Source organism: Sphingomonas yabuuchiae (assembly GCF_001477495.1).
GTDB classification, from domain to species: domain Bacteria; phylum Pseudomonadota; class Alphaproteobacteria; order Sphingomonadales; family Sphingomonadaceae; genus Sphingomonas; species Sphingomonas yabuuchiae_A.
Window position 1 is genome coordinate 1 of record NZ_LDTF01000070.1, and the last position, 26,430, is coordinate 26,430.

Below are 26,430 nucleotides of genomic sequence, written 5' to 3' on the forward strand. Positions count from 1 at the left end.
CCCGCCGCCGCGCCGCGCCCAAGGCGGCGGCGGGGCGGGCGTGGCTTTTTCGGGTCCGTGGTATCGACCATGACGAAATCCCCCATTCAAACAAAGCAGCTTCGGTTCGTCACCGTAACGCTTGGCGCCCGCCCCCGGTTGCCGATCAGCGGAAGGGCGGCTCGTTGAACGCGCGCAGCTTGCGGCTGTGCAGCTTGTTGCCTTCCCGACGCAGCTGCTCGCAGGTCTCGATGCCGATCCGCATATGCTCGCTGATGGCGCGCTCGTAGAAACGATTGGCCTGGCCGGGTAGCTTCAGCTCGCCGTGCAGCGGCTTGTCCGACACGCAGAGCAGCGTCCCGTACGGCACGCGGAAGCGATAGCCCTGTGCCGCGATCGTCGCCGACTCCATATCGATGCCGACCGCGCGGCTGAGCGAGAAGCGCAACGCCGACTTGGAGTAGCGCAGCTCCCAGTTGCGGTCGTCGGTGGTGACGATCGTGCCGGTGCGCAGCCGACGCTTCAACTCGTCGCCCGACTGGCCCGAGACGATCTCGGCGGCCTTGGCGAGTGCGACCTGCACCTCGGCAATGGCGGGCACCGGGATTTCGGGGGGCAGCACGTCGTCCAGCACATGGTCGTCGCGCAGATAGGCGTGGGCGAGTACATAGTCGCCGATCCGCTGGCTGGGACGAAGGCCGCCGCAATGGCCGATCATCAGCCACGCTTCGGGCCGCATGACCGCGAGATGGTCGCAAATCGTCTTGGCGTTGGATGGGCCGACGCCGATATTGACCAGCGTGATGCCGGTGCCGTCCTTAGCGACCAGGTGATAGGCGGGCATCTGGTGCCGCCGCCACGCGCTGTCGGTGACGATCTTGTCGACATCCTCCGGCCGTTCGATCACGACGCCGCCCGCCCCCGACAGGGCGGTGAAGCGCGATCCCTCGCCCAGCTGCGACGCGCCCCAGCGAACGAATTCATCGACATAGCGGTGATAGTTGGTGAAAAGCACGAAGCGCTGGCAATGCTCGGGCGGGGTGCCGGTATAATGACGCAGCCGGGCCAGCGAGAAGTCGGTGCGCAGCCCGTCGAACAGCGCCAGCGGCCGGTTGCCGTCGGCGGTCATCCATAGGCCGTCGGCGATCTCGTCCCCGATATGCGCCAGCTCGGTGGCGGGGAAAAAGCGTGCCAACTCGGCCGCCGACACGGTGTCCAAGCTCAGCGCGTGGCCGGGGTCGAGCACATAGGGAAAGGGGATTTCCTGGCGACCGGGCACCGCCTCGACCGAGACGTCATAATCCTCGATCAGCAGGGTCAACTGCTCGATCAGATAATCCCTGAACAGCGCGGGCTTGGTGACGCTGATCCGATAGTCGCCGGGTGACACCAATCGGCCGAACGAGCGCATCGGCGCGGGGCGTCCGCCCTCGCCGCGATAGACCAAGCGGATTTCGGGATAGGCGAAACAGCCATGCGCCCGGTCTTCCACAGTGGGGGCGGTGCCGTCGCGCAGGTAAAGGGTCAATGCCTCCTTCAGGCGCGTGACGGAGGCGGTGTAAAGGCGGTCGAGTTCCTCGACGATCGTGGCAGCTTGAGTCATCGTCCAGAGCTAAGCCCTGTTTTTGATGCTGGCAAGCGGGCGCGGGCGACGTTCGGTCGCCCGCGCCCCGGTCAGGCGCTCAGGCCCCCAGCGCGGAGTTTTCGTCGTCACCCGGCGCGCGCAGCTTCGACGCACCGAATGCCGCTCCGGCGACGGCCGCTGCCACGCCTGCCGCGATTCCGGCGGCGGCATAGGGGTGTTCCTTCACCTTGTCGCCGGCCGCCTTGGCGGCGCCCTGCGCCTTTTCGGTGAAGCTCTTCGCCTGTGCCTGCTTTTCGGGTGGAACATAGGTGGTCATGGCAAGGCTCCTCTCATTGTGCCGATCCTTTGATGGGCAAAAAACGCCGGAGCCTCCAGCACTGTTCCACCCCCGATCCGACCGGTCGTGCGCCCGACCGGATCAGTGGGGCCGACCGGATCAGAGGACCGACAGGAGATGCTCGGCCGAACTGACCTTGAACTCGCCGGGAGCCTCGACGAACAGCTGTTCGACGACACCGTCGTTGACGAGCATCGTATAGCGCTGGCTGCGCGTGCCCATGCCGAACTTGGACCCGTCCAGCGTCAGGCCCACCGCCTTGGCCAGGTCGGCATTGCCGTCGGCCAGCATGGTGATGTCGCTGGCGTTGTTGGTCTGGCGCCAGGCCTTCATGACAAACACGTCGTTGACCGAGGTGCAGGCGATCTCGTCCACGCCCTTGGCCTTGACCGCGTCCGCCTGTGCGATGAAGCCGGGCAGGTGCTGGGCCGAGCAGGTGGGGGTGAACGCGCCGGGCACCGCGAACAGCGCGACGCGCTTGCCCGCGAAATAATCGGTGGTGTTGACCTGTTCGGGGCCTTCGGGCGTCACCTTGACCAGCGTGATGGTGGGCAGGCGGTCTCCGACCTTGATCGTCATCGTGCGGATCCTTCGCGGGGGCTTTGCCACGGCACCATGCCGGGCCACGCTGCGTTCATGGCGCAGAGGCCTTATAGATTTCAAGCATGGCGAGGCGGAGCGGCGATGCCTATAGTCGGTGGCGTGCATCAACTGACCTATCTCTCCGGCCAATTCCTGCTGGCCCTGCCCGGCATGGGGGACCCTCGTTTCGACCATGCGATCATCGCCATCTGCGCGCATGACGAGGGCGGGGCGCTCGGCATCGGGCTGGGCGCGACGATCGACGGCATCGGCTTTCACACGCTGCTCGACCAGTTCGAGATCGCGCATGGCGATATCCCCGACGCGCCGGTCCATTATGGCGGACCGGTCGAACCGCGGCGCGGCTTCGTGCTGCACAGCCATGACTGGCAGGGGCAGGACAGCGTGGATGTCGGCGGCCGCTGGGTGCTGTCGAGCACGGTAGACGTGCTGCGTGCCATTGCTGAGGGCAATGGGCCGTCGCAATGGGTCGTCGCGCTAGGCTATGCCGGATGGGATGCGGGCCAGCTGGAAGAGGAACTTCGCGAGCCCGGCACCTGGTTCAACGTCGGGGGCGAGCCGGACATCCTGTTCGACGTGCCCGCCGAGGACCGCTGGCAGGCGGCTTACGGCGCGGCCGGTGTCGATCCGCGCCAGCTGGTGACGGGGGGCGGCAGGGCTTGAGGCTTCTGGAGTAGCTTCCATACCGTGCGCTCAACGATATAAAGATATCTTTATATTTGATCCCTAAAGCGATCACCGCTAAGGCGGGCGCCGTGCCGATCGGCGTGCGCGCCACGTCTTGGTCGGCCCCATTTTGCACGGAGTTTCGTCGTGTCCACGACTGCCGCCACCAAGAACGATTACGTCATCAAGGACATCAGCCTGGCTGATTTCGGCCGCGCCGAGATCAAGATCGCCGAAACCGAGATGCCCGGCCTGATGGCCCTGCGCGACGAATTCGGCGCTGCTCAGCCGCTCAAGGGCGCGCGCATCACCGGCTCGCTGCACATGACGATTCAGACCGCCGTGCTGATCGAGACGCTGACCGCGCTCGGCGCCGATGTCCGCTGGGCGACTTGCAACATCTATTCGACCCAGGACCATGCCGCCGCCGCGATCGCTGCGTCGGGCGTGCCCGTCTTCGCCGTGAAGGGCGAGACGCTGGCCGAATATTGGGACTATGTCGGCGACATCTTCACCTGGGACGGCGACGTCGAGGGCCAGACCGCCAACATCATCCTGGACGATGGCGGCGACGCGACCATGTTCGCGCTGTGGGGCGCCAAGCTGGAAGCTGGCCAGACCTTCGGCGAGCCGGAGAATGAGGAAGAGGTCGAGTTCCAGCGTTCGGTCAAGGCGTTCATCGCCAAGAAGCCGGGCTATCTGACCCAGACCGTCAAGAACCTGAAGGGCGTGTCGGAAGAGACCACGACCGGCGTTCACCGCCTGTACGAGATCGCGAAGAAGGGCGAGCTGCCCTTCCCCGCGATCAACGTGAACGACTCGGTCACCAAGTCGAAGTTCGACAACCTCTATGGCTGCAAGGAATCGCTGGTCGACGCGATCCGTCGCGCCACCGACGTCATGCTGGCGGGCAAGGTCGCCGCGGTCGCCGGTTTCGGCGACGTGGGCAAGGGCTCGGCCCAGTCGCTCCGCAATGGCGGCGCGCGCGTGCTCGTGACCGAAATCGACCCGATCTGCGCGCTGCAGGCGGCGATGGAGGGCTTCGAGGTCGTGACCATGGATGAGGCCGTGAAGCGCGCCGACATCTTCGTCACCGCGACCGGCAACGCCGACGTCATCACCGCCGATCACATGAAGGCGATGAAGCCCATGTCGATCGTCTGCAACATCGGCCACTTCGACTCCGAGATCCAGATCGCGGCGCTGTCGAACTACAAGTGGACCGAAGTGAAGCCCGGCACTGACCTGGTCGAGTTCCCGGACGGCAAGCAGATCATCGTGCTGGCCAAGGGCCGCCTGGTGAACCTGGGCTGCGCGACCGGCCACCCGTCCTTCGTGATGTCGGCCTCGTTCACCAACCAGACGCTCGCCCAGATCGAGCTCTGGACCAAGGGCGAGAACTACAAGAACGAAGTCTACGTCCTGCCGAAGCACCTCGACGAGAAGGTCGCCGCGCTCCACCTCGAAAAGCTGGGCGTCCAGCTGTCGAAGCTGTCGGAGAAGCAGGCTGCTTATATCGGCGTGCCGGTCGAAGGTCCGTTCAAGCCGGATCACTATCGCTACTGATCCCGTCTTCGGGCTTAGGCGCGAGACGGAAGGGTCGCCCGAAAGGGCGGCCCTTTTTCTTTGGCCTTCGTTATGGCGTATAGCGTGCCGATCGGGCTAGAGATGGGCGGATGCAGCGTTTCGGCCCGGCCTTTCTCGGATGATTGCGATCGGTGATACCGAGGCGGTCCTGTTGGGCGCGGCGGCCTGTGCCCTGATCGTGATCGGCATGGTCCTGCTCTATGTCGGCGTCCGCGCCCGGGCGGAGGCGTCGACGGTGCGGTTGGAGCGTGACCGGCTCGACGCGATGCTGCGTGCGGGGCCCGCCCAGGCGATGGTGATCCGCAGCGACGGGCGGATCGAGATGCCCCGGCGACTGGCCGACTGGCTGGGCTTGGCCGATGTTGCGAGGTTCCTCGAGGAACTGGCCTATGAAGACGCCGGGCTTACGCCTGAGGACAAGGCGCTGCTGGCCGACGACCTGAATGCCGCGCAGAAGACCGGGCGGCGTTTCCGCCGGATCGTCCGGCCTCAGGGCTCGGTGCGCACCTTGCTGTTCGATGGCGCCCGCGCGCCCGCGCATCAGGGCGCAGCGGGGGAAGTCGTCGTCTGGGTCTTCGATATGACCGAGACGCAGGACGAGATCGTCCGGCTCGACGGCGAGGCGCGGCGGCTTGGCGATGCGTTCCAGGCACTGACCGGACTGATCGAGGCCGCGCCGCTACCCATGTGGTATCGCGGCGCCGATCTGCGCCTTACCATGGTCAACACCGCCTATGTCGAGGCGGTCGAGGGGCGCGATGCCGCCGATGTCGTCGGGCGCGGTCTGGAACTGGTCGAGGGGTCGGGGCGCGGCGGTCCGCTGGCGGGCGCGGCGGCGGCGCGGGATCAGGGGCGGCCGCACGAGCAGGTGCTGCCCGCGACCATCGACGGCGCAAGGCGTGCGTTGCGTATCTTCGACGTGCCGCTGCCGACCGGCGGCATTGCCGGGTTTGCGGTCGATATCGAGGATCTGGAACAGTCGCGTGCGGGCGCGAAGCGCTTTGCCGAGGCGCAGCGTGCGATGCTCGACCGGCTGTCGGCGGCGGTCGCGCATTTCGGGCCGGATCGTGGCCTCGTCTTCTGCAACCAGCCCTTCCGCCGCATGTTCGCGATGCGCGCCGAGTGGCTGGCCGACCATCCCGAATTCGACCGTATCCTGGAGCGGATGCGCGAGGCCAATCGCAGCCCCGAGGTTCGCGACTTCCCCGGATGGAAGGCGGAGCGGGTCGGCTGGTTCCGTCAGGCGAGCGGCGGGATCGAGGAGCAATGGCATCTGCCCGGCGGCACGCATCTGCGCGTCGTGGCGCAGCCGCTGCCCGATGGCGGCCTGCTGATGATCTTCGAGGATCGGACCGAGGAGGTGCAGCTGGCCTCCGCGCGCGACACGCTGCTGCGCGTGCGGACCGCGACCTTCGACAATCTATTCGAGGCGCTGGGCGTCTTCGCCGCCGATGGCCGGTTGCAGCTGTGGAACAACCGCTTCCGCGCGCTTTGGGGTCTGGAGGAGGATTTCCTGACCAGCCATCCGCGCGTCGATGCCTTTGCCGAGCGCGTGGCCGAGCGGCTGGCGACGCCGGGGCGCTCGGCGCTGATCGTCGATCTGGTCCGCTCCGCGACCATCGAGCGGCAGCAGCGTGGTGGGCGGGTCGCCTTTGCCGATGGGCGACATTTCGAGTTTGCGGGCGTGCCGCTGCCCGATGGCAATGCGCTGTTCACCCTGCTCGACATCACCGACAGCCGGCGCGCCGAACAGGCTTTGCGCGACCGCGCCGATGCGTTGGAGGCGGCGGACAAGGTCAAGACCGCCTTCGTCGCCAATATGAGTTACGAACTGCGCACGCCGCTGACCTCGATCAGCGGTTTTGCCGAGATGCTGCATGGCGGTTTCGCCGGGCCGTTGCCCAAGACGGCGACCAGCTATGTCGAGGCGATCCTGGAATCGACCGAGCGGCTGGGCCTGCTGGTCGACGATGTGCTCGACCTGACCCGCGATCAGGCGGATGGCGGGATCACGCGCGAGGATGTCGAACTGGCGCGTGTCGCCCGCGCCGCCGCCGATACGATCCGGCCGATCGCTGCGCGGCGCAAGCTGGACTTCGCGGTCGAGGTGCATCGCTCGCTTGGCCGGATCACCGGCGACCGCCGCCGGTTGCAGGAGACGATCGAGCATCTGTTGCGCCATGCGGTCGAACAGACGCCGGAGGGCGGGCGCATCCTGCTCCACGCCGATGGCGATTCGGCCCGCGCGCGGATCGTGGTGTCGGACGATGGGCAGGGCATGGACGAACAGGCCGTCGCGCGTGCCTTCGATCGTTTCGCCGAGCCGGGGATCAAGGCGACCGGCGAGCGGGCGCTGGGCCTGGGCCTGCCGCTCGCCAGGAAATTCGTCGAGGCGCATGGCGGCATCGTCACCCTGCTGTCCGAACCGGGCGAGGGCACTTTGGTCACCGTCGAACTGCCCCGACGTGTGGCGGAAAAGGAAAAACCATGACGATCCGGCTCGCCGATGCTGCCGCCACCGAGGAATTCGGACGGCGGCTGGCGGCGCATATCCGCCCCGGCGATGTGGTGACGCTGACCGGCACACTGGGGGCGGGCAAGACCAGCCTGGCGCGCGGGCTGCTGGCCGCGCTCGGCCTGCCGGGTGAAGCGCCGTCGCCCAGCTTCGCGATCGTCCAGCCCTATGCTCCGCCCGAGACCGTGATCCCGGTCCTGCATGTCGATCTCTACCGACTCGACGGCCCGGAACAGATGGAGGAACTGGGGCTGGACGAGGCGCTGTGGGACTCCGCGCTGATCGTCGAATGGCCCGACCGGGCGGGTGAGGGGTCGTGGCCGCAGGCGCTGGCGCTGACCCTGGAGATGGACCCCATGGGCGGACGCATCTTGACAGCGAAGATACCCTCGGGCTGGGAAAACCGATGGCCGATATGACCCCTCCGGCGGATGCCGCCGCCTTTCTGACGACGCTGGGATGGGAGGGGGCGGTGATCGCCCCGCTCGCCGGAGACGCCTCGTTCCGCCGTTATTTCCGGGTGACGCTGGGGACACGCCGCGCCGTCCTGATGGACGCGCCGCCGCCGCATGAGGACCCGCGCCCCTTCATCGCCATCGCGCGCTGGCTGCTGGCCAAGGGTTTCGCCGCGCCCGCCATCCTGGGCGCGGACGAGGAACGCGGCCTGGTCCTGATCGAGGATTTCGGCGACGACCGGATGCGCGAGGCGATCGAGGCCGATCCCGATGCGACGGTGAAGCTGTACAGCGATGCGGTCGACCTGCTCGCCGCGCTGCGCAACCATGCGCCCGAGGGGCTGGCACCGTACGACATGGCCGTCCTGCACCGCGAGGCGGCGCTGCTGCCCGAATGGTACACGCCCGCCGTCGGGCTGAACGTCGATGTCGAGGGCTATCGCGCCGCCTGGGATCAGGTGTTCGCCCATGCGCTGACGGACAAGCCCGTCACCGTGCTGCGCGATTATCATGTCGAAAACCTGATGCTCGTCGGGCCGAAGCGGACGCTGGGCCTGCTCGACTTTCAGGACGCGCTGGCCGGGCATCCCGCCTATGACCTCGTCTCACTGCTTCAGGATGCGCGGCGCGATGTCGAGCCCTCGATCGAAGAGGCGATGCTCAAGCGCTATCTGGCCGCGACCGGCGAAGACGATGCCTTCCTGAACGCCTATCACGTGCTGGGCGCGCAGCGGAACGCCAAGATCATCGGCATCTTCACCCGCCTGTGGAAGCGCGACGGCAAGCCGCGTTATGCCGCGCTGTGCCCGCGTGTCTGGGCCTATCTGGAGCGTGACCTGTCGCAGCCGGTGCTGGCGCCCGTGGCCGCCTGGTTCGACGACAACGTGCCGCCCGAACTGCGCGGCGATCCGAAGGTGCTGTCCGTATGACCCGGCAACTCTCGCTGCGTCCCACGCCTTCGGGCCAGGTACCGCGCACCGCGATGGTCATGGCGGCGGGGCTGGGCAAGCGGATGCGTCCGCTGACGGCCACGCGCCCCAAGCCGCTGGTGTCGGTGGCGGGCAAGCCGCTGATCGATCATGTCTTCGACCGGCTGGTCGCCGCTGGGGTCGAGCGCGCGGTGGTCAATGTCCACTACCTCGCCGATCAGCTCGAGGCACATCTGAAGGATCGCTTTCCGGGGATCGAGGTCATCATCTCGGACGAGCGTGAGCAATTGCTCGAAACCGGCGGCGGGCTGGTCAAGGCCAGGCCGCTGCTGGGGGACGATCCGATTCTGGTCGTCAACAGCGACAATCTGTGGATCGACGGGCCGGTCGACGCGATCCGCCTGCTTGCCTCGCGCTGGGACACGGGCGTCATGGATGCGCTCCTGCTGATGGTGCCGCTCGCACGGGCGCATAATCATAACGGACAGGGCGACTTTTACCTCGGAGCCGATGGCCGGATCACCGCGCGGCGTCAGCGCGGCCGGGTCGCGCCCTTTTCCTATACCGGCTTGCAGATCCTGCATCCCCGCCTGATCGCGGACGCACCCGAGGGGCCGTTCTCAACCAACCTCTTCTGGAACCGGGCGATCGAGGCGGGGCGTGCCTTTGGCCAAGTGCATCAGGGTCTGTGGTTCGATGTCGGCACCCCGCGCGCCATCCCGCAGACGGAGCTGATCCTCGCGGATGGGTGAGCCACGCCGCCCGAGGCTGCACACCATTCCGGCGCATCGCGGGTTTGCCGACGCGCTGGTCGCCGGACTGATGCGACGCAGCGGGGGCGACCCGCTGACGCTGGCGCAGGGCATGATCCTGTTGCCGACCAATCGCGGTGTCCGTGCGGTGACCGAGGCGTTCGTCCGGGCGAGCGGCGGCGGCCTGATCCTGCCGCGCATGGTGGCGCTGGGCGATCCCGAACTTGGAGAGGCAGCAGGCTCGGCGCTCGATCCCGCCGATGCCGAAGCCCCGCCGCCGCCCGCCATCGCGCCGTCGGCCCGCCGGATGATTCTAGCGCGGCTGGTCGAGCAGGAGCGGCAGCGGGCGGGCCAGCCGGTGACGGCGGCCGAGGCCGTTCGGCTAGCGGGCGATCTCGCCCGCACGCTGGACCAGATGCTGGTCGAAGAAGTCGATCCGGCCGAACTCGCCGCGCTCGATCTGGGTCCCGAGCTGACCGAGCATTGGCAGTCGGCGCTGGCGACCTTCTCGGTGGTGCTCGACCGCTGGCCCGCCGCACTGGAGCGGATGGGACGGATCGATGCGGCGAAGCGGCGCACCCTGCTGCTCGACCGGACCGCCAAGCGCTGGGCCCAGGCGCAGCCCGCCGGGTTCGTGTGTGCGGCGGGTGTCACCGATACCGCGCCTGCCGTCGCACGGCTGCTGCGCTGCGTGTCGGAGATGCCGGGCGGCTCGGTGGTGTTCGCCGGGCTGGACCTGACCATGCCCGACGAGGAATGGGATGCGCTGGGCCCCCACAAATCCGACCCCGAGACGGGCCGTACCCGCCGCTCGATCGAGACGCATCCGCAATATGCGTTGAAACTGCTGCTCGACCGGATGGGTGTCGGGCGCGGCGAGGTGACGGTCTGGCGCGGGGGCGGCGATTATGATGCGGGCGCGGCGCGGGGCCGCGCCATCGCCAACGCCATGGCACCGGCCGATTTCACCGGCAAATGGACCGACCTGCCCGCCGAGGACCGGCGGCTGTCGGGTGTCTCCACCATCGAACTCGCCACCCCCGCCGAAGAGGCGCAGGCCATTGCGCTGGCCCTGCGCGAGGCGATCGAGGAGTCGGGGCGCACCGCCGCGCTCGTTACTCCCGATCGCGCGCTGGCGCGGCGCGTGGCGGCGCATTGTCGGCGCTGGAATATCCTGATCGACGACACGGCGGGGCGGCCGCTGTCGATCCTGTTGCCGGGCACCTTCCTGCTGCAACTGGCCGAAGCGGCGGCGCAGCACTTCGCACCATTGCCGCTCCTCGCCCTGCTCAAGCACCCGCTGATCCGGGGCGAGATGGAGCGGGTGGAATGGCTCGACGGCGTGCGCGCGCTCGACCGGGCACTTCGAGGGCCGCGTCCCGCGCCGGGCCTGGACGGCATCGCCGCGCATATCGCCGACAAGCCGACTGCCACCGCCTTTTGGGCCAAGGCTGCGCCGATGCTGGAGGCGGTCGGACGGACATTCGGCGACGGGCCGCAGGGATTGCGCAGCCTGCTCGCCTGTCTGCGCGAGTGCGGGCAGACATTGTGCGGCGACGCGCTATGGACCGGGCCGGCGGGTCGCGCGGCGGCCGAGTTTCTAGCGGGTTACGAAGAAGAGGCCGACCATGGTCCGGCGCGTGTCGATCCCGCCGAGCTACCCGCGCTTCTTCGCAGCCTGTTCGACGAGATCGCCATCCGCGCCATCCCGCGTGAAGGCCAGCATCCGCGCCTAGCCATTTACGGTCCGATCGAGGCGCGTCTCCAGACCGCCGACCTGATGATCGCGGGCGGTTTGAACGAGGGTGTCTGGCCGGGCCGCCCCGCGCCCGACCCGTGGCTGGCACCGCGTATCCGCTCGCTATTGGGGCTGGTCGGGCTGGAGCAGCGGATCGGCATCGCCGCGCACGATTTGGCACAGGCGATGGGCGCGCCGCGCGCGATCCTGACCCGCGCGCGTCGCGATGCGAGCGGGCCGACCTTGGCCTCGCGCTTCTGGTTGCGGCTTCAGGCGATGGCGGGCGATCGGTTCGAGGCGCATCCGAGCCTGGCCGCTTGGGCAGTCGAACTGGATCAACCCAGAGGTCATTATCCCGCGACACGACCAGAACCGTCGCCGCCCGCCGCGCTGCGCCCCACCACCATTTCAGTGACCGAGGTCGATCGGCTCAAGGCCGACCCCTATGCCTTCTACGCCCGCCGGGTGCTGCGCCTGTCGCCGCTCGATCCGGTCGATGCCGATCCCAGTGCGGCGTGGCGCGGCACCGCGGTCCACGACATCCTGGAGATGTGGTGGAAGGAGGACGCTTGCAACGTCGAGGCGCTTCGTCCTCGCGCGCTGGCGATGCTGCGCGACCAGCGGACCCATCCGATGATGCGCGCGCTGTGGCAGCCCCGGCTCATCGAGGCGATCGACTGGATCGCCGCCGAGGTCGCCGTCAAGGCAGGCGAAGGCCGCCATGTCCTGAGCGCCGAGGGCAAGGGCGAGGCCAAGCTGGCGGGCGTGACGCTGACCGGGCGGTTCGACCGGATCGACAAGGATGCCGACGGATCGCTGGTGGTGATCGACTATAAGACTGGCAAGCCGCCGTCGACGACCGCCGTGCGCGAGGGGTTCAGTCTTCAGCTCGGCCTGCTCGGCCTGATCGCCGAACGGGGCGGGTTCGAGGGCGTGGCGGGCAAGGCGGGCGGGTTCGAATATTGGTCGCTGGGGCGCGGGCGCGAGGGGCTGGGCTATATCGCCACGCCGGTCGATCCCGATGGCAAGCGCGAACGCATCCGCACCGATGAGTTCGTCTCCATCGCGGCGGCGAACTTCGCCGAGGCGGCAGGCCAGTGGCTGACCGGCGATGCGCCGTTCACCGCGAAACTGGTGCCCGAATATGCGCCCTATGCGGAATATGACCAGCTGATGCGGCGGGACGAATGGTATGGCCGTGATCGGTGATTGTGCAGCGATAGCGGATGGGGACGTCCGTCTGGGGAGCTTGTGCCAGTGAGCGCGCGTCCCATGGCCAATCTGCCGCCGTTGAAGGGCGCGCAGGCCGCCGCCAGCGACCCTGCCGCGCATGTCTGGCTGTCCGCCTCGGCGGGTACCGGCAAGACGCAGGTGCTGGCCGCGCGCGTGTTCCGCCTGCTGCTGCGCGGTGTCGCGCCCGAGGCGATCTTGTGCCTGACTTTCACCAAGGCGGGTGCGGCGGAGATGGCGCAGCGGATCAACGGCCGCCTCGCCGCCTGGGTGCGGATGCCCGAGACCGAGCTGTTCCGCGACCTGAAGGCGCTGGGCGAGACGCCGACGCCCGACCTCCGCGACCGGGCGCGGACGCTGTTCGCACGCGTGCTCGACGCGCCGGGCGGCGGGCTTCGCATCCAGACCATCCACGGCTTCTGCCAGGGGCTGCTCGCGGCCTTTCCGGTCGAGGCGGGCCTTGCGCCGGGCTTTCGCCCGCTGGAGGCGCGCGAGGAGGCGGTGTTGGCGCGTGAGGCTTTGGCGCGGATGCTCGAAACCGCCGAACGCGAGGGCCGTGTCGGCCCGGTCGAGACGGTCGGCGCGCTATCGCTGCGGCTGGGCGAGGGCGGGGCGGAATCCTTCCTCGCCGCCTGCGCCCGTGCGCCGGGTGCGCTGGAGGCATTGCCGACGGGCATCCAGCCCTGGCTCCGCCGCGCGCTCGACCTGCCCTCGGGCGATATCGACGAGGCGATCGCCGAGGGTGTCGAGGAGATCGACGAGGACGCGGTCGTCCGGCTGGCGGCGGCGAACCGCGCCTGGGGCACCGCGACCGGCGACAAGGCAGCGGCGGTGCTGGAGCGCTGGATCGGCAGCGACCGGGCGGGGCGGGTGGCCATGCTCGAAGAGCTGATGGGCACGGTCTTCACCGCCAAGGGCGAGCCGCGCAAGGCATCCAAGAAGCTGACCGACGCCGATCCCGATTACGAGGACATGGCGCGCGAATTGGGAGAGGCTTGCCGCCACCTCCTCGGCCTGGCCGCGCGGGCGCGTCATGCCGATCTGCTCGCCGATGCGCTGACCGTGGGGCGTGACTATGCGCGCGCCTATACCCTGTCCAAGCGCGCGATCGGGGCGGTCGACTTCGATGACCTGATCCGCGCCACCGTCGAACTGCTGGAGCGGCCCGGCATCGGCGAATGGGTCCGCTACAAGCTCGACCAGGTGACCGAGCATGTCCTGATCGACGAGGCGCAGGACACCAATGCGCATCAATGGCGGATCGTCCGCGCGCTGGCCGACGAGTTCTTCGTCGGGCGCGGCCTCTATGCACCGTCCACCCGGACGCTGTTCACGGTCGGCGACCATAAGCAGGCAATCTTCGGTTTCCAGGGCACCGACCCGATCAACTTCCAGGCGGCCGAGCTGCATTTCTCGCGCCGGGCGGAAGAGGTGGCGGGCGATGACGAATGGCCGCCCGAGGAACGCGGCCTGCCGTTCAACCAGCTGTCGCTGACCCACAGCTTCCGCTCGACCAAGCCGATCCTGGAGTTCGTCGATGCCGCAATCGAGGCGCTGGGTGAACCCGGCATGGGCATGGCAGGCGAGGTCGAACGCCATGCCAGCGAGGTGAAAGGCCCCGGCCGCGTCACGCTCTGGCCGCCGGTGGTGGCGGGCGGCAGCGACGAGGATGAGGAAGGCTGGATCGACGATGCGGTGCGCAAGGTCGCGACCGACATCGCGCGCGCCGTCCGTCGCTGGCTGGACGACGGCGTCATGCTGGAGAGCAAGGGCCGCAGGCTCGAGCCGCAGGACATCATGATCCTGGTCAAGCGGCGCGGCGACCTCGCTTCGCTTATCGTCGCACGGCTCTATGCCGAGGGGGTGCCGGTGGCGGGTGTCGACCGGCTGCGGCTGAATGCGCCGCTGGCGGTGCAGGACCTGCTGGCGACGGTGCGGTTCGCCCTCCAGCCCGAGGATGACCTGTCGCTGGCGTCGCTGCTGGTGTCGCCGCTGATCGGCTGGTCGCAGGATCGGCTGATGACGGCGGGGCACCGCGAGCGGGGATCGCTTTGGGCGCATCTGACGCGGACCCTGCCGCCCGAGGATCTCGCGCCCCTGCGCCAGATGCTGGCGCGGGCCGATGTGTCGACGCCCTACCAGTTTCTGGAGGAGTTGCTGTCGGGGCCGCTTGATGGACGGCGCAAGCTGATCCGGCGGCTGGGCACCGAGGCGCGCGATCCGATAGAGGAGCTGCTCAACGCCGCGCTGACCTTCGAAAGCACGACGACGCCTTCGCTCCAGCGTTTCCTCGACTGGTTCGATCGCGGCGATGTCGAGATCGTGCGCGATCCCTCGGCACCGCTTGACGCGGTGCGGGTGATGACCGCGCATGGGTCCAAGGGATTGCAGGCGCCGCTCGTCATCCTGGCCGACGCCACCGCCGATCCGACCGCGAGCCCCCGCTCGATCCTGCGCTGGACGCCCGAGCCGGGGGCCTTGCCGATCCCGGTCTTCCCGCCGCGCGCCGACGAACGGGGCGGGCCGCTGGATGCCGTGGCCGCCGAGATCGCCGCGCGCGAACTGGCCGAGCATTGGCGGCTCTTCTACGTCGCGGCGACGCGGGCGGAGGAGCAGTTGGTGGTCGGCGGGGCGCTTGGCAAGCGGGCGGCGGGCGTGCCGCCGATGCATAGCTGGTACGCGACCTGCGCCCGCGCGATGACCGCGCTGGGCGTGCCCGAGGTCGAGCCGGGTGACGGCCGGTCGCGCCAGTTCCTCGGCATCTTGCCACAACCGCCGGTCGCGGGTCGCACCGGCACCGTGATCGTGGCGACGGCGCGCGAGGAAACGCGGCTGCCCGACTGGGTTCATACTCCCGCGCCGCAGGAGTCGCGACCGCCGCGCCCGCTCGCACCGTCGCAGCTGGGCGAGGACATGGTCGCCGATCCGCCCCCCACACCCGCCATGCGCGCCGCGGCCGAGCGGGGACGGTTGATCCACTGCCTGCTCGAACGCCTGCCACCGGTGGTGCCGGAGCAGCGGCGGGGGGCGGCCGAGCGCTGGCTTTCCCAAGCCGCAGGTGTCGAGGATGCCGCCCTGCGCTCCGACGTGACGGGTGCCGTGTTTGCGATCCTCGACGATCCGGCCTTTGCGCCGCTGTTCGGGCCCGGTTCGCTCGCCGAAGCGCCGATCGCCGCGACGCTGGCCAATGGGCTTGTCGTTTCGGGCCGGGTCGACCGGCTGCTGATCGGCGCGGAGGAGATTCGTCTGATCGACTATAAGACGGGGCGGCGCGCGCCCGGCGGAATCGACGATGTGCCCGCATTCCATCTGGCGCAAATGGCGGGTTATGCCGCCGCGCTGGAGGTGATCTTCCCGGGACGGCGGGTGTCGGTGGCGCTGCTCTATACGGCGGGGCCTCGCCTGATCACCGTGCCCGACGCACTGCTGGCGGCGCACAAGCCCGGCTATCGCGACCGGGAGCAAAGCTTGGCGCTCGGTGGTTGAGCGACCGACCCGGGCGTCCTAGATGGATGACAATCCAAGGAGTATTGAGATTATGGCAACCAAGCAGATCACCGACGCCAGCTTCGAAGCGGACGTCCTGAACTCCGACAAGCCGGTGCTGGTCGATTTCTGGGCCGAGTGGTGCGGACCGTGCAAGATGATCGGCCCGTCGCTGGAAGAGCTGTCCGAAGAACTGGGCGAGCAGGTGACGATCGCCAAGCTGAACATCGACGACAATCCCGATGCGCCCGGCCGTTACGGCGTGCGCGGCATTCCGACGATGATCCTGTTCAAGGGTGGCGCGGCTGCCGCGACCAAGGTCGGCGCAGAGCCCAAGGGGCGGATCAAGGCCTGGCTGGAAGGCGCGCTGTAAGGTTTAGACGGTTCGGGACGGTCTCGGTGAGACATCTTTCCCTCCCCTCGATCCCCTCCCGCTTGCGGGAGGGGAGGAAGAAAGAAGGCCGCTTCTAGAGCCTGCGCGCCCCGCTGGACACGCCCCTCCCGCAAGCGGGAGGGGATGGGGGAGGGCAGAAGGTCTCACCGAGACCGCCGCCTATCATTGCTCAACTCAGCGGGATCATCACCACGTCGCGAAACGACGCACGCTCCTGCAATGCGGCGTACCACCGCTCCATATTCGGCCGCGAAGGCCGCTCGACGGGCAGCTGGAACCACGTATTGGCATAGGCTGCAACGGGAATATCGCCGATCCCGAACGCCTCGCCCGACAACCACTCCTGCCGGCCCAGCACCTCGTCCAGGATCGCCGACAGCCCGGCCGCCCGCGCCACGCTCCGCTCGACCAGCGCGGTGTCGCGTTGCTCCGGGGCCGTGCGGACCATCTGGAAGAAGGTCGGCCGGATCGCATCGGCCCAGGTGAAGCCCCAGTCCATCCACCGCTCTGCCGAGGCGCGTGCCTGCGGATTCGAGGGGTAGAAAGCCTCTCCACCATGGTTCGCCGCCAGATAACGCAGGATGCTGTTCGACTCCCACAGGACGAAGTTGTCATCCTCGATGGTCGGGATCAGTGCATTGGGGTTGAGCGCGCGATACGCCTCATCCATCCCGAAGGGCCCGCCGACATCACGCCGGTCATAGGCCAGCCCCATCTCCTCGGCCAGCCAGACGACCTTCTTGACGTTATGCGAGTTGATCCGGCCCCAGATGGTCAGCATCGCATCAGCTCCGGTAATCGGCGTTGATCGAGATATAGCCGTGAGTCAGGTCGCAGGTCCAAACCGTCGCGACGCCTTCGCCGAGGCCCAGGTCGACGCCGACCGCGATCTCCTGTCCCTTCAGATGCGCGGCGACGGGCGCTTCGTCATAGCCCTCGACCGCCAGACCGTCCTTCGCCACCAGCGTTTCGCCGAAGCGGATCGACAGCTTGTCACGCTCGGCCGGTTCGCCCGCCTTGCCGACGGCCATGACGACACGGCCCCAATTGGCGTCCTCGCCCGCGATGGCGGTCTTCATCAGCGGCGAGTTGGCGATGGACATGGCGATGCGGTGCGCGGACCGGTCGCTCTCCGCCCCTTCGACGCGGATTTCGATCAGCTTGGTCGCGCCCTCGCCGTCGCGCACGACCAGCAGCGCGAGTTGGTGGCACAGATCGGCCAGGGCCGCGCGGAAGGCGTCCGCCCCGTCGCTGTCGTCATCGGTTAGCGGCGCATTGCCCGCCTTGCCCGTGGCGAAGGCCAGCACCGTGTCGCTGGTCGATGTATCGCCATCGACCGTGATGCACGAAAAGCTGCGGCCATTGGCGGCGCTCAGCGCGCGTTGCAGGAACTCCGGCGCGACGGCCGCGTCGGTAAAGATGAAGCCCAGCATCGTCGCCATGTCCGGCGCGATCATGCCCGAACCCTTGATGATGCCCGCCAGCGTCACCGTGCGGCCATCGACCATGGCGGTCGTCGTCGCGCCCTTGGCGAAGGTGTCGGTGGTCATGATCGTCGCGGCGGCGTCTTCCCAGCCACAGGGCTCGGCAGTGAAGGCCGCATCGAGGCCCGCCTCCGCCTTGTCGATGGGCAGCGGCACGCCGATCACGCCGGTCGAGGCGACGAACACGTCCGAGGGCTGGCATTCCATCGCGGCGGCGGTGCGCGCGGCGATCGCCTCGACGGCGGCGCGACCCCGATGGCCGGTAAAGGCGTTGGAATTGCCCGCGTTCACCACCAGCGCGCGGGCCTGGCCCAGCACCAGCGCCTTGCGGCACCATTCCACCTCCGGGCTGGGGCATTTGCTGGTGGTCAGCACGCCCGCCACGCTCGTCCCCTCGGGCAGGGTGACGAAGGTCAGGTCGGTACGGTCCCATTTCTTGTACCGCGCACGGGCGACGCGAAGCGTCACACCGTCGATCGCAGGCAAAGCAGGAAAGGGCTGGGCGAGGGGAGAGGTGGCGATGCTCATGGCCCGTGCTTTGCCGCTTGCGCGCGCGGGCTGCAACGGATTGATACGGGAGGCGGGCGATTTTGATTAGGGGGTATCGCGGGATGATCTTGCTGGCGCTGACATTGCTGGGCCAGGGGACGATGGCTACTGCAGGCGATGGCCCCAAACCCGAATTGATCGGCAATATGGGCGCTGCCTTCGCCCCGGAAAACTATCCCCCGGCGGCTTTGCGGGTACGGGAAGAGGGGTTGGTCGTCGCAGATCTGACGATCGATGCGCATGGGCTGGTGGTCGGCTGCAAGATACTCGAGTCGGCGTCGACTGCGTTGGATGAGCAGACGTGCCGGATCGTCATGTCGCGCGCCGATTTGTTTCGTGCGGCGAAGGACAAACGCGGCAAAGCCATGATTGGCCACTATGCTCTTCGCGTTCGCTGGAGCTTGCCCGGCGGCGATACGGAATTTCATGAGGTCGCGCATTCTGGGTCGACGATCTCGGAACTGACCGTCGATGCTGACGGTCGGGTAAGCGATTGCCGGGTCTATACCATGCCGGGCCATAATGTGATCCCCGACATACCCTGTCCGCCGTCGGTCGCCGGGCTGCAAAAAGCGGTCATGGAGCATAGTGGCAGCAGGACCCCGCCACGCTTCCATTATATGGGGTTTACCGATCGCATTTTCGATGACGGATCAGTGATCCACGATGAGGTTCCCGAAGGAGCGGTCGTCCTCCAGCGTTATAGGGTCAATTTCGCGATCGATGCGACGGGCAAGGCGGTTGATTGTCGCGTGTCGATCAGCCTGAGTGGGGGCGGTGTGCCGCATGGGCCGACGCGTTGCGAAGCAGGAAGAGCGTTTGTGAAGGATCAGATTATGCCCAAGTCGGGTTATGACCAAGTGCAGTGGGTTTATCAGATCCTGCCACCCAGCCCTTGATACCCCCTTGGCCTCTATCGGTTGCGACCATGCAACGGATGGACGCGCCGCGCGTATCTGCCTAAGACAAGCCTCGCATGAACCTGCTTCTGCTCCTCTCTGCTTTATTGTCCGCGCTGACCGGCGTGGGTTCGAGCGCGCGTGGGCAGGAAGCGCGCGGGGTCGTTGCCGAGCGCTGCATCGTGGCCGCCGCCAAGCAGGCCGCCGTTGCGCGCGCCGCGACGCGGCCGGTGCAGACCTTGGCCACGCTGGTCGCCAGCGCAGGAGCGTTCGGTATTTTCCGGGCGATCACGCCCCGGCCGATCGCCGCGATCTTCATGGGCCGTCGGCGCGAATAGCCCCGGCGTCGGCCGTGGCCGACCCTATCCTTGCCATTGCAGTCGCGCGCGCCCCGCTTCGACCGGCGCTGCGCCCATCTCACGATATTTCAGTCAGGAAATCGCTTATGTTCGGCGGCCTCGCCAAGTCCCTGTTCGGTTCGTCCAACGACCGTTACGTCAAGTCGCTCAAGCCGACCGTCGCCAAGATCGCCGCGTTCGAGCCCGAGATGGAGGCGATGACCGACGCGCAGCTCGCCGCGCAGACGGTGAAGTTCCGCGAACAGCTCGACAACGGCGCGACGCTCGACAGCCTGCTGCCCGAAGCCTTCGCCACCGTGCGCGAAGCCGCGCGCCGTGTGCTCGGCCAGCGCCACTATGACGTGCAGATGATCGGCGGCATCGTGCTCCATCGCGGCGAGATCGCCGAGATGCGCACGGGTGAGGGCAAGACGCTGGTCGCGACGCTCGCCACCTATCTGAACGCGTTGCCCGGCAAGGGCGTGCATGTCGTGACCGTGAACGACTATCTGGCCAGCCGCGACGCCGCGACCATGGGCCGGGTCTACAACTTCCTGGGCCTGACCACCGGCACCATCATTCCCAATCTGGACGATGCGCAGCGTCGGGCGGCCTATGACGCCGACATCACCTATGGCACGAACAACGAGTTCGGCTTCGACTACCTACGCGACAATATGAAGTATGAGCGCTCGTCGATGGTGCAGCGCCCCTTCAACTATGCGATCGTCGACGAGGTCGACTCGATCCTGATCGACGAGGCGCGCACGCCGCTGATCATCTCCGGCCCGACCGACGACAAGTCGGAGCTGTATATCGGCGTCGACGCGATCGTGAAGCAGCTGACCGCCGACGATTACGAGAAGGACGAGAAGCAGAAGTCGATCATCCTGACCGAGGACGGCACCGAGCGCGCCGAGCGCCTGCTGGAGGCGGCGGGGCTGCTCCAGGGCGAAAACCTCTACGACTTCGAGAATACCCAGGTCGTCCACCACCTGAACCAGGCGCTGCGCGCGAACATGATGTTCAAGCGCGACACCGACTATATCGTGAAGGACGGCAAGGTCGTCATCATCGACGAGTTCACCGGCCGCATGATGGACGGGCGTCGCTGGTCGGAGGGCCTGCACCAGGCGGTCGAGGCGAAGGAGGGCGTCAATATCGAGCCCGAGAACCAGACCATGGCCTCGATCACCTTCCAGAACTACTTCCGCATGTACCCGAAGATTTCGGGCATGACCGGCACCGCCGCGACCGAAGCGGGCGAGTTCTACGACATCTACAAGATCAACGTCGTCACCATCCCGACCAACGTGCCGATCGCGCGCGTCGACGAGGAGGACGAGTTCTACAAGAACACCCAGGACAAGTTCCTGGCGATCGCCAAGAAGATCCGCGACCATGCCGCCAAGGGTCAGCCCGTGCTGGTCGGCACCGTGTCGATCGAGAAGTCGGAACTGCTCAGCGAGTTTCTTGTGCAGGAAAACGTTCCTCACAAGGTGTTGAACGCCCGCTATCACGAGATGGAGGCGCATATCGTCGCGCAGGCGGGCCGTCTGGGCGCCGTCACCATCGCGACCAACATGGCGGGTCGCGGCACCGACATTCAGCTGGGCGGCAACCTGGAATTCCGGATGCTCGACGAGCATCCTGATCTGGTCGAGGGTACGCCCGAATATGAGGAGGCGGCCGCCCGCATCCGGACCGAGATCGTCGCGGAAAAGCAGAAGGTGCTGGAAGCGGGCGGTCTGTTCGTGCTGGGCACCGAGCGCCACGAAAGCCGCCGCATCGACAACCAGCTGCGTGGCCGTTCGGGCCGTCAGGGCGATCCGGGCCTGTCGCGCTTCTACCTCAGCCTCGACGACGATCTGCTCCGTATTTTCGGCCCCGACACGCTGTTCGCCAAGATGATGCGCAGCAATATCGAGGATGGCGAGGCGATCGGTAGCAAGTGGCTGTCCAAGGCAATCGAGACCGCGCAGAAGAAGGTCGAGGCGCGCAACTACGACATCCGCAAGCAGGTCGTCGAATATGATGACGTGATGAACGACCAGCGCAAGGTCATCTACGAACAGCGTGCCGACATCATGGATGCCGAGACGGTGGGCGAGGTCGTCGCCGACATGCGCGCCGAGACGGTCAACGCGATCGTCGGCACCGCCTGCCCGCCCAACAGCTATCCCGAGCAATGGGATGTCGCGGGCATGAAGCAGCAGCTCAAGGACCTGCTGAACCTCGAGCCGCCGATCGACGACTGGATGACCGAGGAAGCGATCGACCCCGAGATCGTCCTGGAGCGCGTCTCCGCCGAGGCCGATGCTATGGTCGAGGCCAAGGCCAGGGAACTGGAGCCCGACACCTGGACCAGCGTCGAGAAGTCGATCCTGCTCCAGAATCTGGACCATCACTGGAAGGAGCATCTGGCGACGCTCGACGCGCTGCGCCAGGTCGTCCACCTGCGCGCCTATGCCCAGAAGACGCCGATCAACGAATATAAGCACGAGGCGTTTTCGCTGTTCCAGCGGATGCTCGACAATATCCGCGAGGATGTGACGCGCACTATCGCCTATGCCCAGTTCCAGTTGCAGGCGCCGCCGGAGCTTCCCGAGCTGCCGGACTTCATCACCTCGCACTTCGATCCGTTCACCGGCGAGGACAATACGAACGATTGGGACGCCGCCGCGCGCGGGCTGCTCCAGCCGCAGATGCCGCCCATGCAGATCCCGCAGCCCGAGGGCATGGACCTCGGCACCGACCCTTCGCAGTGGGAAGGCCGCGTCAACCGCAACGCGCCGTGCCCCTGCGGCTCGGGCCTGAAATACAAGCATTGCCACGGAGCGGTGACGGCCTGATCGGTTTCCGATCGGTAGCATTAGAGGGCGGCGGGCTCAGGCTCGCCGCCCTTTTTTTATTCCTTCCCTGCAAGGGAAGGTGGCAGGCCGAAGGCCTGACGGAGGGGAGCTTCCTCACTGGATGTCCGTCGTGGCAAGCCCCATCACCATGTTTTGCATGGTCCCCCTGCCCATACCGGGGAGGATATCCAGAACAGACAGGTCCCGTTCATCGAGGCGGCGTGATCCTCCATCGTGAGGGAGGATCAATCATGAAACGCTATGCGATTTCGGCTGTCATCCTAGTCGCGTTACCCGTCGCCGCGCCGGCGCAGTTCGTCAGCGCCGGGCCACCGGCCGATATTCTCGCCATGCCAAATCAGACGAGCGTCGTGGCCGACCGACGCGACATCCGTCGCGCGATCCGCGAGGGACTGCGCAGTGGCGACATATCGCGCGCCGAGGCCCGATCCTTCAAACGGGAGGATGCCGCGATCGGTCAGTTGGGCGAGCGCTTTGCGCAGGATGGACTTTCGCTTTCCGAAGAGTACGAACTGCAGGTCCACACCGAAGCATTGCGCGGCATGGTCAACGCCCGCCGCGTGCGCGGTGATAAGCCCTGACCCAAAAGAAAAGGGCGGCCACCCCGAAAGGTCGCCGCCCCATGATCCGATAATCCGGCCGAATTACTTCGGCATCACCACCGTCGGCCCGATCGTCGAGACGATCGCGCGGGCGTCGAAGGCGCGCAGATTGTCGCGCGGGATCGGCCCCTTGCGCATTACGACCTCGGCCGTCGCTTCGTAGCGGTCGATGGTGTTGATATCCATGTTGTTGCCGAAGAAGGGATCACCCCAGAACGGGTCCCAGCTGCGCCAGCCGAAGCCGCGGCCGTAATAGCGCCACGACGGACCCCACCAGCCGCCACCCCAGCCGCCGAAGCCCGGCCCGAAAGCGCCCGGCGTCGAATAGGTGCGCGAGCGCAGCTGGGTGTCGCGGTCGGCCATCACGAAATAGTCATAGCCATTGGCCAGCGTCAGTTCGGCCGCGCGGTAGAGCAGATAGCGCTCGACCGTGTCGCGCGACGTCACGGTGTTGCCCGCGAAGCTGACGATGAAGCGACCCGGCTCCAGCTGCTGGTCCGAATAGCCGGTGCGGTAGAAGCCCGAACCCGTCGCCGGGCGATAGGTGGTTTCGGTCGCGCATCCTGCGACCATCAAGGTGCTGGCGCCGAGCAGCGCGAGCGCGATCTTCCGACCGAATTGCATGGACACTTCTTCCTTTCCTTGCCGCTCGACCAGGCCGGGCGGCAACAGCCCTGTAGCTGGCGCCGGTCTAACCTATCCCGGCAGAACGGTCGATGAACGGTTTGGCTCCCGCGATGAATAGTGCGTCACATGCCCGCCATATGGATTGCAATGTGTCGCCGATGCGGGGCGCGGCGATGTTCGAACAGATAAATGCCCTGCCATGTCCCCAGCATCAGCCGCCCGCCGATCAGCGGAACGGACAGGTGAACACCGGTCAGGATGCTCCGCAGATGCGCAGGCATGTCGTCCGGTCCCTCGTCGTCATGGGCATAGGCGCGGGCATCCTCCGGCGCGATGCGCGCGAAATAATCGAGTATGTCGGTCTTCACCTCGGGCGCAGCATTTTCCTGGATGATGAGCGAGGCAGAGGTGTGCCGACAGAACAGGGTCAGCAGCCCTTCGTCCATGCCCTGTTCGCGGACCCAGGCGGCGACGGGCCGGGTGATCTCGGTCAGGCCCTGGCCATGGGTGTCGACGGTGATGATGGTGGTGGCTTGGCGCATCGCTCCTCAATGCATGACAGGTCCCGTCGGTGCCAGTCGCGGTGGAATTGAACAGGTTCGCGGCAAGCGCGTTGTGCCCGCTTGAGGATAAGGAGACCTGCCGTGAAAGCCCTGCTCGCCGCTCTGGCCGTCGTTACCGTTGCCGCCCCTATCGCCGCGACGCCCGCCGTCGCCCAGGATCGTGACTATCGCTGGCATGGCGATCGTGACGATTGGGACGCCTCGCGCGATTATCGTCGCGGCAATTACCGGGAGCGCCGCCTGAACCGCGACGATCAGGTCTTCCGTGGCCGTGACGGTCGCACCTATTGCAAGCGCAATGACGGCACCACCGGCCTGGTGGTCGGCGCGCTCGGCGGCGGCGTGCTGGGCAATGTGATCGGCGGCGGTACGCTGGGCACGCTGCTGGGCGCGGGCGGCGGTGCGCTGCTCGGCCGTTCGATCGATCGTGGCAAGGTCCGCTGCCGCTAAGATCGGCAAGAGAAAGGGCGTCGGTGAAGAGGGGCACCGGCACCCTTTCATTTTTCTGGCCAAGGACAGCGCTCCTGCATCATGATGCGCGCGGGAGGGCCCATATGGCATTTGATTTGAAACTGACCACCGCGATGGCGGCGGCGTTGCTAGCAAGCGGCTGTAATCGCGCCAAAGCCGATGACAATTGGACGACCGATCGCGACACCGCGATCTGCACCGATGCGCAGGGTGTGCGCCTGCCCGACGATCGCTGTCGCCAGCATCGTGTCGGGGGCGGTGGGGCCTTCTGGTATTTTCTCGGGCGCGGCCGCGCCATTCCCTGGTTCGGTGAACGCGCGACCGGCGGCAGTTTCCGCGCCGCGACCGGTGCCCGCTATGCCTATGCCCCGCCCGGCAGCGCGATGACCCGGTCCGCCGCCGTCAGCCGTGGCGGCTTCGGCAGTTCGGCGCGCCGCTTCGGCAGCATCCACGCATGATCCGCCAGACCCTGACGCCGCGAGCCAACTGGCAGGCCAAGGTCGAGGCCCTGGGCCTCATCTGGCATGAGGGGCGCGAGCGGCCCTATTGGGACGAAAGCGCCTGCTATCGCTTCACCCACGCCCAGATCGATACGATCGAAGCGGCGACGGGCGAACTCTACCGGTTGTTCCTGGCGGCGGGGGAGGCGGTGGTCAGCGACCCTGCGCTTTTGAACCGCTTTGCCATCCCGCCCGTCTTTCACGACCCGATCCGCGAAGCCTGGGAGGCCGAGCCGCCCGCGCTGAATTTCGGGCGGTTCGACCTGGGCTATGACGGTTCGGGCGCGCCGAAGCTGTTTGAGTTCAATTGCGACACGCCCACTTCGCTCTTGGAGGCGGCCGTCGTGCAATGGGCGTGGAAGGAGGAATGTTTCCCCGCCCTCGACCAGTATAACAGCCTGCACGAGGCGCTGGTCGCGCGCTGGGCCGAAATCGCGCCCGCATTGCCCGCCACGCTGCATGTCGCCCATGTCGAGGACCCGGCGGGCGAGGACGCCGTCACCGCCGCCTATCTGCGCGACACCGCCGAAGCGGCCGGTATCACCACCATCCCCATCCTGATGGACCGGATCGGCTGGAACCACGACACGCATTGCTTCGTCGACGAGGTGGACCTGCGGATAGAGGCGCTGTTCAAGCTCTATCCGTGGGAATGGCTGGTCCATGAAGAGTTTGCCGGGCCGCTCCTCGACAACCTGGAGCGCGGCGACCTGACCTGGATCGAGCCGATCTGGAAGATGATCTGGTCGAACAAGGCGATCCTGCCGGTATTGTGGGACTTGTTCCCCGGTCACCCCAATTTGTTGCCCGCCAGCTTCTCGGTGCCGAGCGGCGATGCGGTGGCCAAGCCGTTATTGTCGCGCGAGGGCGCAAACGTCTCGATCCGCAAGGCGGGCAGCATCGTTGCCGAGACGGCAGGGGACTATGGCGAGGAGGGCTATATCTACCAGTCGCTATACCGGCTGCCGGAGGCGGCGCCGGGATGTTTCCCCGTTCTGGGCAGCTGGGTGGTGGACGGTGCACCTGTGGGGATGAGTATCCGCGAAGACGGCCTGATCACCTCGAACACCGCGCGGTTCATACCGCATGTGATCGACGGCTGATCCGTCATGACTGGCGCTGTCTGGGGGAAGACAGCGCCGGTGGCTCCCTGAGTAGGATTCGAACCTACGGCCGCTCGATTAACAGTCGAGAGCTCTACCGCTGAGCTATCAGGGAATGTTCCGGCGCTGTGGAGGGGTCCTATAAAGGGCTCGAAAAAACCCGCA

Annotated in this window: 23 protein-coding genes and 1 tRNA gene; 16 read left to right on the plus strand and 8 right to left on the minus strand. The window is 67.1% G+C overall.

The genetic code is table 11. The annotated features are described in order from the left end of the window. Window positions 1–145: 145 nt before the first annotated feature. The 3 genes from NS355_RS12520 to NS355_RS12530 all read right to left on the minus strand — a co-directional run bounded on the left by NS355_RS12520 (window position 146) and on the right by NS355_RS12530 (window position 2,480). Window positions 146–1,582, minus strand: coding sequence for an AMP nucleosidase (locus NS355_RS12520; protein WP_058746027.1), 1,437 nt, complete (start codon window positions 1,580–1,582; stop codon window positions 146–148). A gap of 79 nt (window positions 1,583–1,661) precedes the next feature. Next, entirely contained in the window at window positions 1,662–1,880 is a 219-nt protein-coding gene (locus tag NS355_RS12525) for a hypothetical protein (protein WP_042482952.1), read from the minus strand. 120 nt (window positions 1,881–2,000) lie between these two features. After that, complete coding sequence (locus NS355_RS12530) at window positions 2,001–2,480, minus strand: peroxiredoxin (RefSeq protein WP_058746028.1); 480 nt, start codon at window positions 2,478–2,480, stop codon at window positions 2,001–2,003. 105 nt (window positions 2,481–2,585) lie between these two features. Here NS355_RS12530 and NS355_RS12535 point away from each other — a divergent pair, with 105 nt between their 5' ends. From NS355_RS12535 to trxA, 9 genes are all read left to right on the plus strand, one after another. Continuing rightward, entirely contained in the window at window positions 2,586–3,167 is a 582-nt protein-coding gene (locus tag NS355_RS12535; RefSeq protein WP_058746029.1) for a YqgE/AlgH family protein, read from the plus strand. A gap of 150 nt (window positions 3,168–3,317) precedes the next feature. Continuing rightward, window positions 3,318–4,736 (plus strand): adenosylhomocysteinase, encoded by a 1,419-nt coding sequence (ahcY, locus tag NS355_RS12540; protein ID WP_058715928.1) that lies wholly within the window; start codon window positions 3,318–3,320, stop codon window positions 4,734–4,736. 139 nt (window positions 4,737–4,875) lie between these two features. Further along, window positions 4,876–7,248, plus strand: coding sequence for a sensor histidine kinase (locus NS355_RS12545; RefSeq protein WP_058746030.1), 2,373 nt, complete (start codon window positions 4,876–4,878; stop codon window positions 7,246–7,248). Further along, window positions 7,245–7,691, plus strand: coding sequence for a tRNA (adenosine(37)-N6)-threonylcarbamoyltransferase complex ATPase subunit type 1 TsaE (tsaE, locus tag NS355_RS12550; protein WP_058746031.1), 447 nt, complete (start codon window positions 7,245–7,247; stop codon window positions 7,689–7,691). The genes NS355_RS12545 and tsaE overlap by 4 nt, the downstream gene beginning before the upstream one ends. Further along, complete coding sequence (locus NS355_RS12555) at window positions 7,688–8,656, plus strand: aminoglycoside phosphotransferase family protein (protein ID WP_084787909.1); 969 nt, start codon at window positions 7,688–7,690, stop codon at window positions 8,654–8,656. Before tsaE ends, NS355_RS12555 begins: the two co-directional genes overlap by 4 nt. Next, complete coding sequence (locus tag NS355_RS12560; protein ID WP_058746033.1) at window positions 8,653–9,408, plus strand: nucleotidyltransferase family protein; 756 nt, start codon at window positions 8,653–8,655, stop codon at window positions 9,406–9,408. Before NS355_RS12555 ends, NS355_RS12560 begins: the two co-directional genes overlap by 4 nt. Continuing rightward, a complete protein-coding gene (gene addB, locus NS355_RS12565; RefSeq protein ID WP_058746034.1) occupies window positions 9,401–12,355 on the plus strand; it encodes a double-strand break repair protein AddB in 2,955 nt (984 codons plus the stop codon). Before NS355_RS12560 ends, addB begins: the two co-directional genes overlap by 8 nt. A gap of 63 nt (window positions 12,356–12,418) precedes the next feature. Further along, on the plus strand, window positions 12,419–15,862 hold the full coding sequence (gene addA / locus NS355_RS12570) for a double-strand break repair helicase AddA (protein WP_058746035.1): 3,444 nt from the start codon (window positions 12,419–12,421) through the stop codon (window positions 15,860–15,862). A gap of 52 nt (window positions 15,863–15,914) precedes the next feature. Further along, entirely contained in the window at window positions 15,915–16,235 is a 321-nt protein-coding gene (gene trxA, locus NS355_RS12575; RefSeq protein ID WP_007404159.1) for a thioredoxin, read from the plus strand. A 190-nt stretch (window positions 16,236–16,425) separates the two neighbouring features. Here the strand turns inward: trxA and NS355_RS12580 are convergent, their stop codons facing one another. Beyond that, window positions 16,426–17,037: a glutathione S-transferase family protein gene (locus NS355_RS12580; RefSeq protein ID WP_058746036.1), complete on the minus strand. Its 612-nt coding sequence runs from the start codon at window positions 17,035–17,037 to the stop codon at window positions 16,426–16,428. A gap of 4 nt (window positions 17,038–17,041) precedes the next feature. Beyond that, window positions 17,042–18,268 carry a bifunctional glutamate N-acetyltransferase/amino-acid acetyltransferase ArgJ gene (gene argJ / locus NS355_RS12585; RefSeq protein ID WP_058746037.1) on the minus strand — a complete coding sequence of 409 codons (1,227 nt, stop codon included), beginning with the start codon at window positions 18,266–18,268 and terminating at the stop codon, window positions 17,042–17,044. An 83-nt stretch (window positions 18,269–18,351) separates the two neighbouring features. On the opposite strand from argJ, the gene NS355_RS12590 reads away from it, so the two are divergent. The 4 genes from NS355_RS12590 to NS355_RS12605 all read left to right on the plus strand — a co-directional run bounded on the left by NS355_RS12590 (window position 18,352) and on the right by NS355_RS12605 (window position 22,980). Then, on the plus strand, window positions 18,352–19,188 hold the full coding sequence (locus NS355_RS12590; RefSeq protein ID WP_058746038.1) for an energy transducer TonB: 837 nt from the start codon (window positions 18,352–18,354) through the stop codon (window positions 19,186–19,188). Window positions 19,189–19,265: 77 nt separating this feature from the next. Further along, the gene (locus tag NS355_RS12595; protein ID WP_153008211.1) at window positions 19,266–19,526 is read left to right on the plus strand and encodes a hypothetical protein; all 261 of its coding nucleotides are present in this window, start codon (window positions 19,266–19,268) and stop codon (window positions 19,524–19,526) included. Between the two features lie 107 nt (window positions 19,527–19,633). After that, complete coding sequence (gene secA / locus NS355_RS12600; RefSeq protein ID WP_058746040.1) at window positions 19,634–22,378, plus strand: preprotein translocase subunit SecA; 2,745 nt, start codon at window positions 19,634–19,636, stop codon at window positions 22,376–22,378. A 251-nt stretch (window positions 22,379–22,629) separates the two neighbouring features. Then, window positions 22,630–22,980, plus strand: a complete 351-nt coding sequence (locus NS355_RS12605; RefSeq protein WP_058746041.1) for a hypothetical protein — start codon at window positions 22,630–22,632, stop codon at window positions 22,978–22,980. Window positions 22,981–23,043: 63 nt separating this feature from the next. On the opposite strand, the gene NS355_RS12610 is transcribed toward NS355_RS12605, so the two are convergent. Together NS355_RS12610 and NS355_RS12615 are read right to left on the minus strand one after the other, a co-directional pair. Continuing rightward, window positions 23,044–23,625 carry a CC0125/CC1285 family lipoprotein gene (locus NS355_RS12610; RefSeq protein ID WP_052811366.1) on the minus strand — a complete coding sequence of 194 codons (582 nt, stop codon included), beginning with the start codon at window positions 23,623–23,625 and terminating at the stop codon, window positions 23,044–23,046. Window positions 23,626–23,750: 125 nt separating this feature from the next. Then, window positions 23,751–24,170: a secondary thiamine-phosphate synthase enzyme YjbQ gene (locus tag NS355_RS12615; protein WP_058746042.1), complete on the minus strand. Its 420-nt coding sequence runs from the start codon at window positions 24,168–24,170 to the stop codon at window positions 23,751–23,753. A 102-nt stretch (window positions 24,171–24,272) separates the two neighbouring features. Here NS355_RS12615 and NS355_RS12620 point away from each other — a divergent pair, with 102 nt between their 5' ends. The 3 genes from NS355_RS12620 to NS355_RS12630 all read left to right on the plus strand — a co-directional run bounded on the left by NS355_RS12620 (window position 24,273) and on the right by NS355_RS12630 (window position 26,265). Continuing rightward, window positions 24,273–24,641, plus strand: coding sequence for a glycine zipper 2TM domain-containing protein (locus NS355_RS12620; protein WP_084787905.1), 369 nt, complete (start codon window positions 24,273–24,275; stop codon window positions 24,639–24,641). Between the two features lie 104 nt (window positions 24,642–24,745). Beyond that, complete coding sequence (locus tag NS355_RS12625) at window positions 24,746–25,120, plus strand: hypothetical protein (RefSeq protein ID WP_058746043.1); 375 nt, start codon at window positions 24,746–24,748, stop codon at window positions 25,118–25,120. After that, window positions 25,117–26,265 (plus strand): glutathionylspermidine synthase family protein, encoded by a 1,149-nt coding sequence (locus NS355_RS12630; RefSeq protein ID WP_058746044.1) that lies wholly within the window; start codon window positions 25,117–25,119, stop codon window positions 26,263–26,265. Before NS355_RS12625 ends, NS355_RS12630 begins: the two co-directional genes overlap by 4 nt. Before the next feature lie 40 nt (window positions 26,266–26,305). Here the strand turns inward: NS355_RS12630 and NS355_RS12635 are convergent. Next, window positions 26,306–26,380: transfer RNA gene (locus NS355_RS12635), tRNA-Asn, on the minus strand. Window positions 26,381–26,430: the final 50 nt, after the last annotated feature.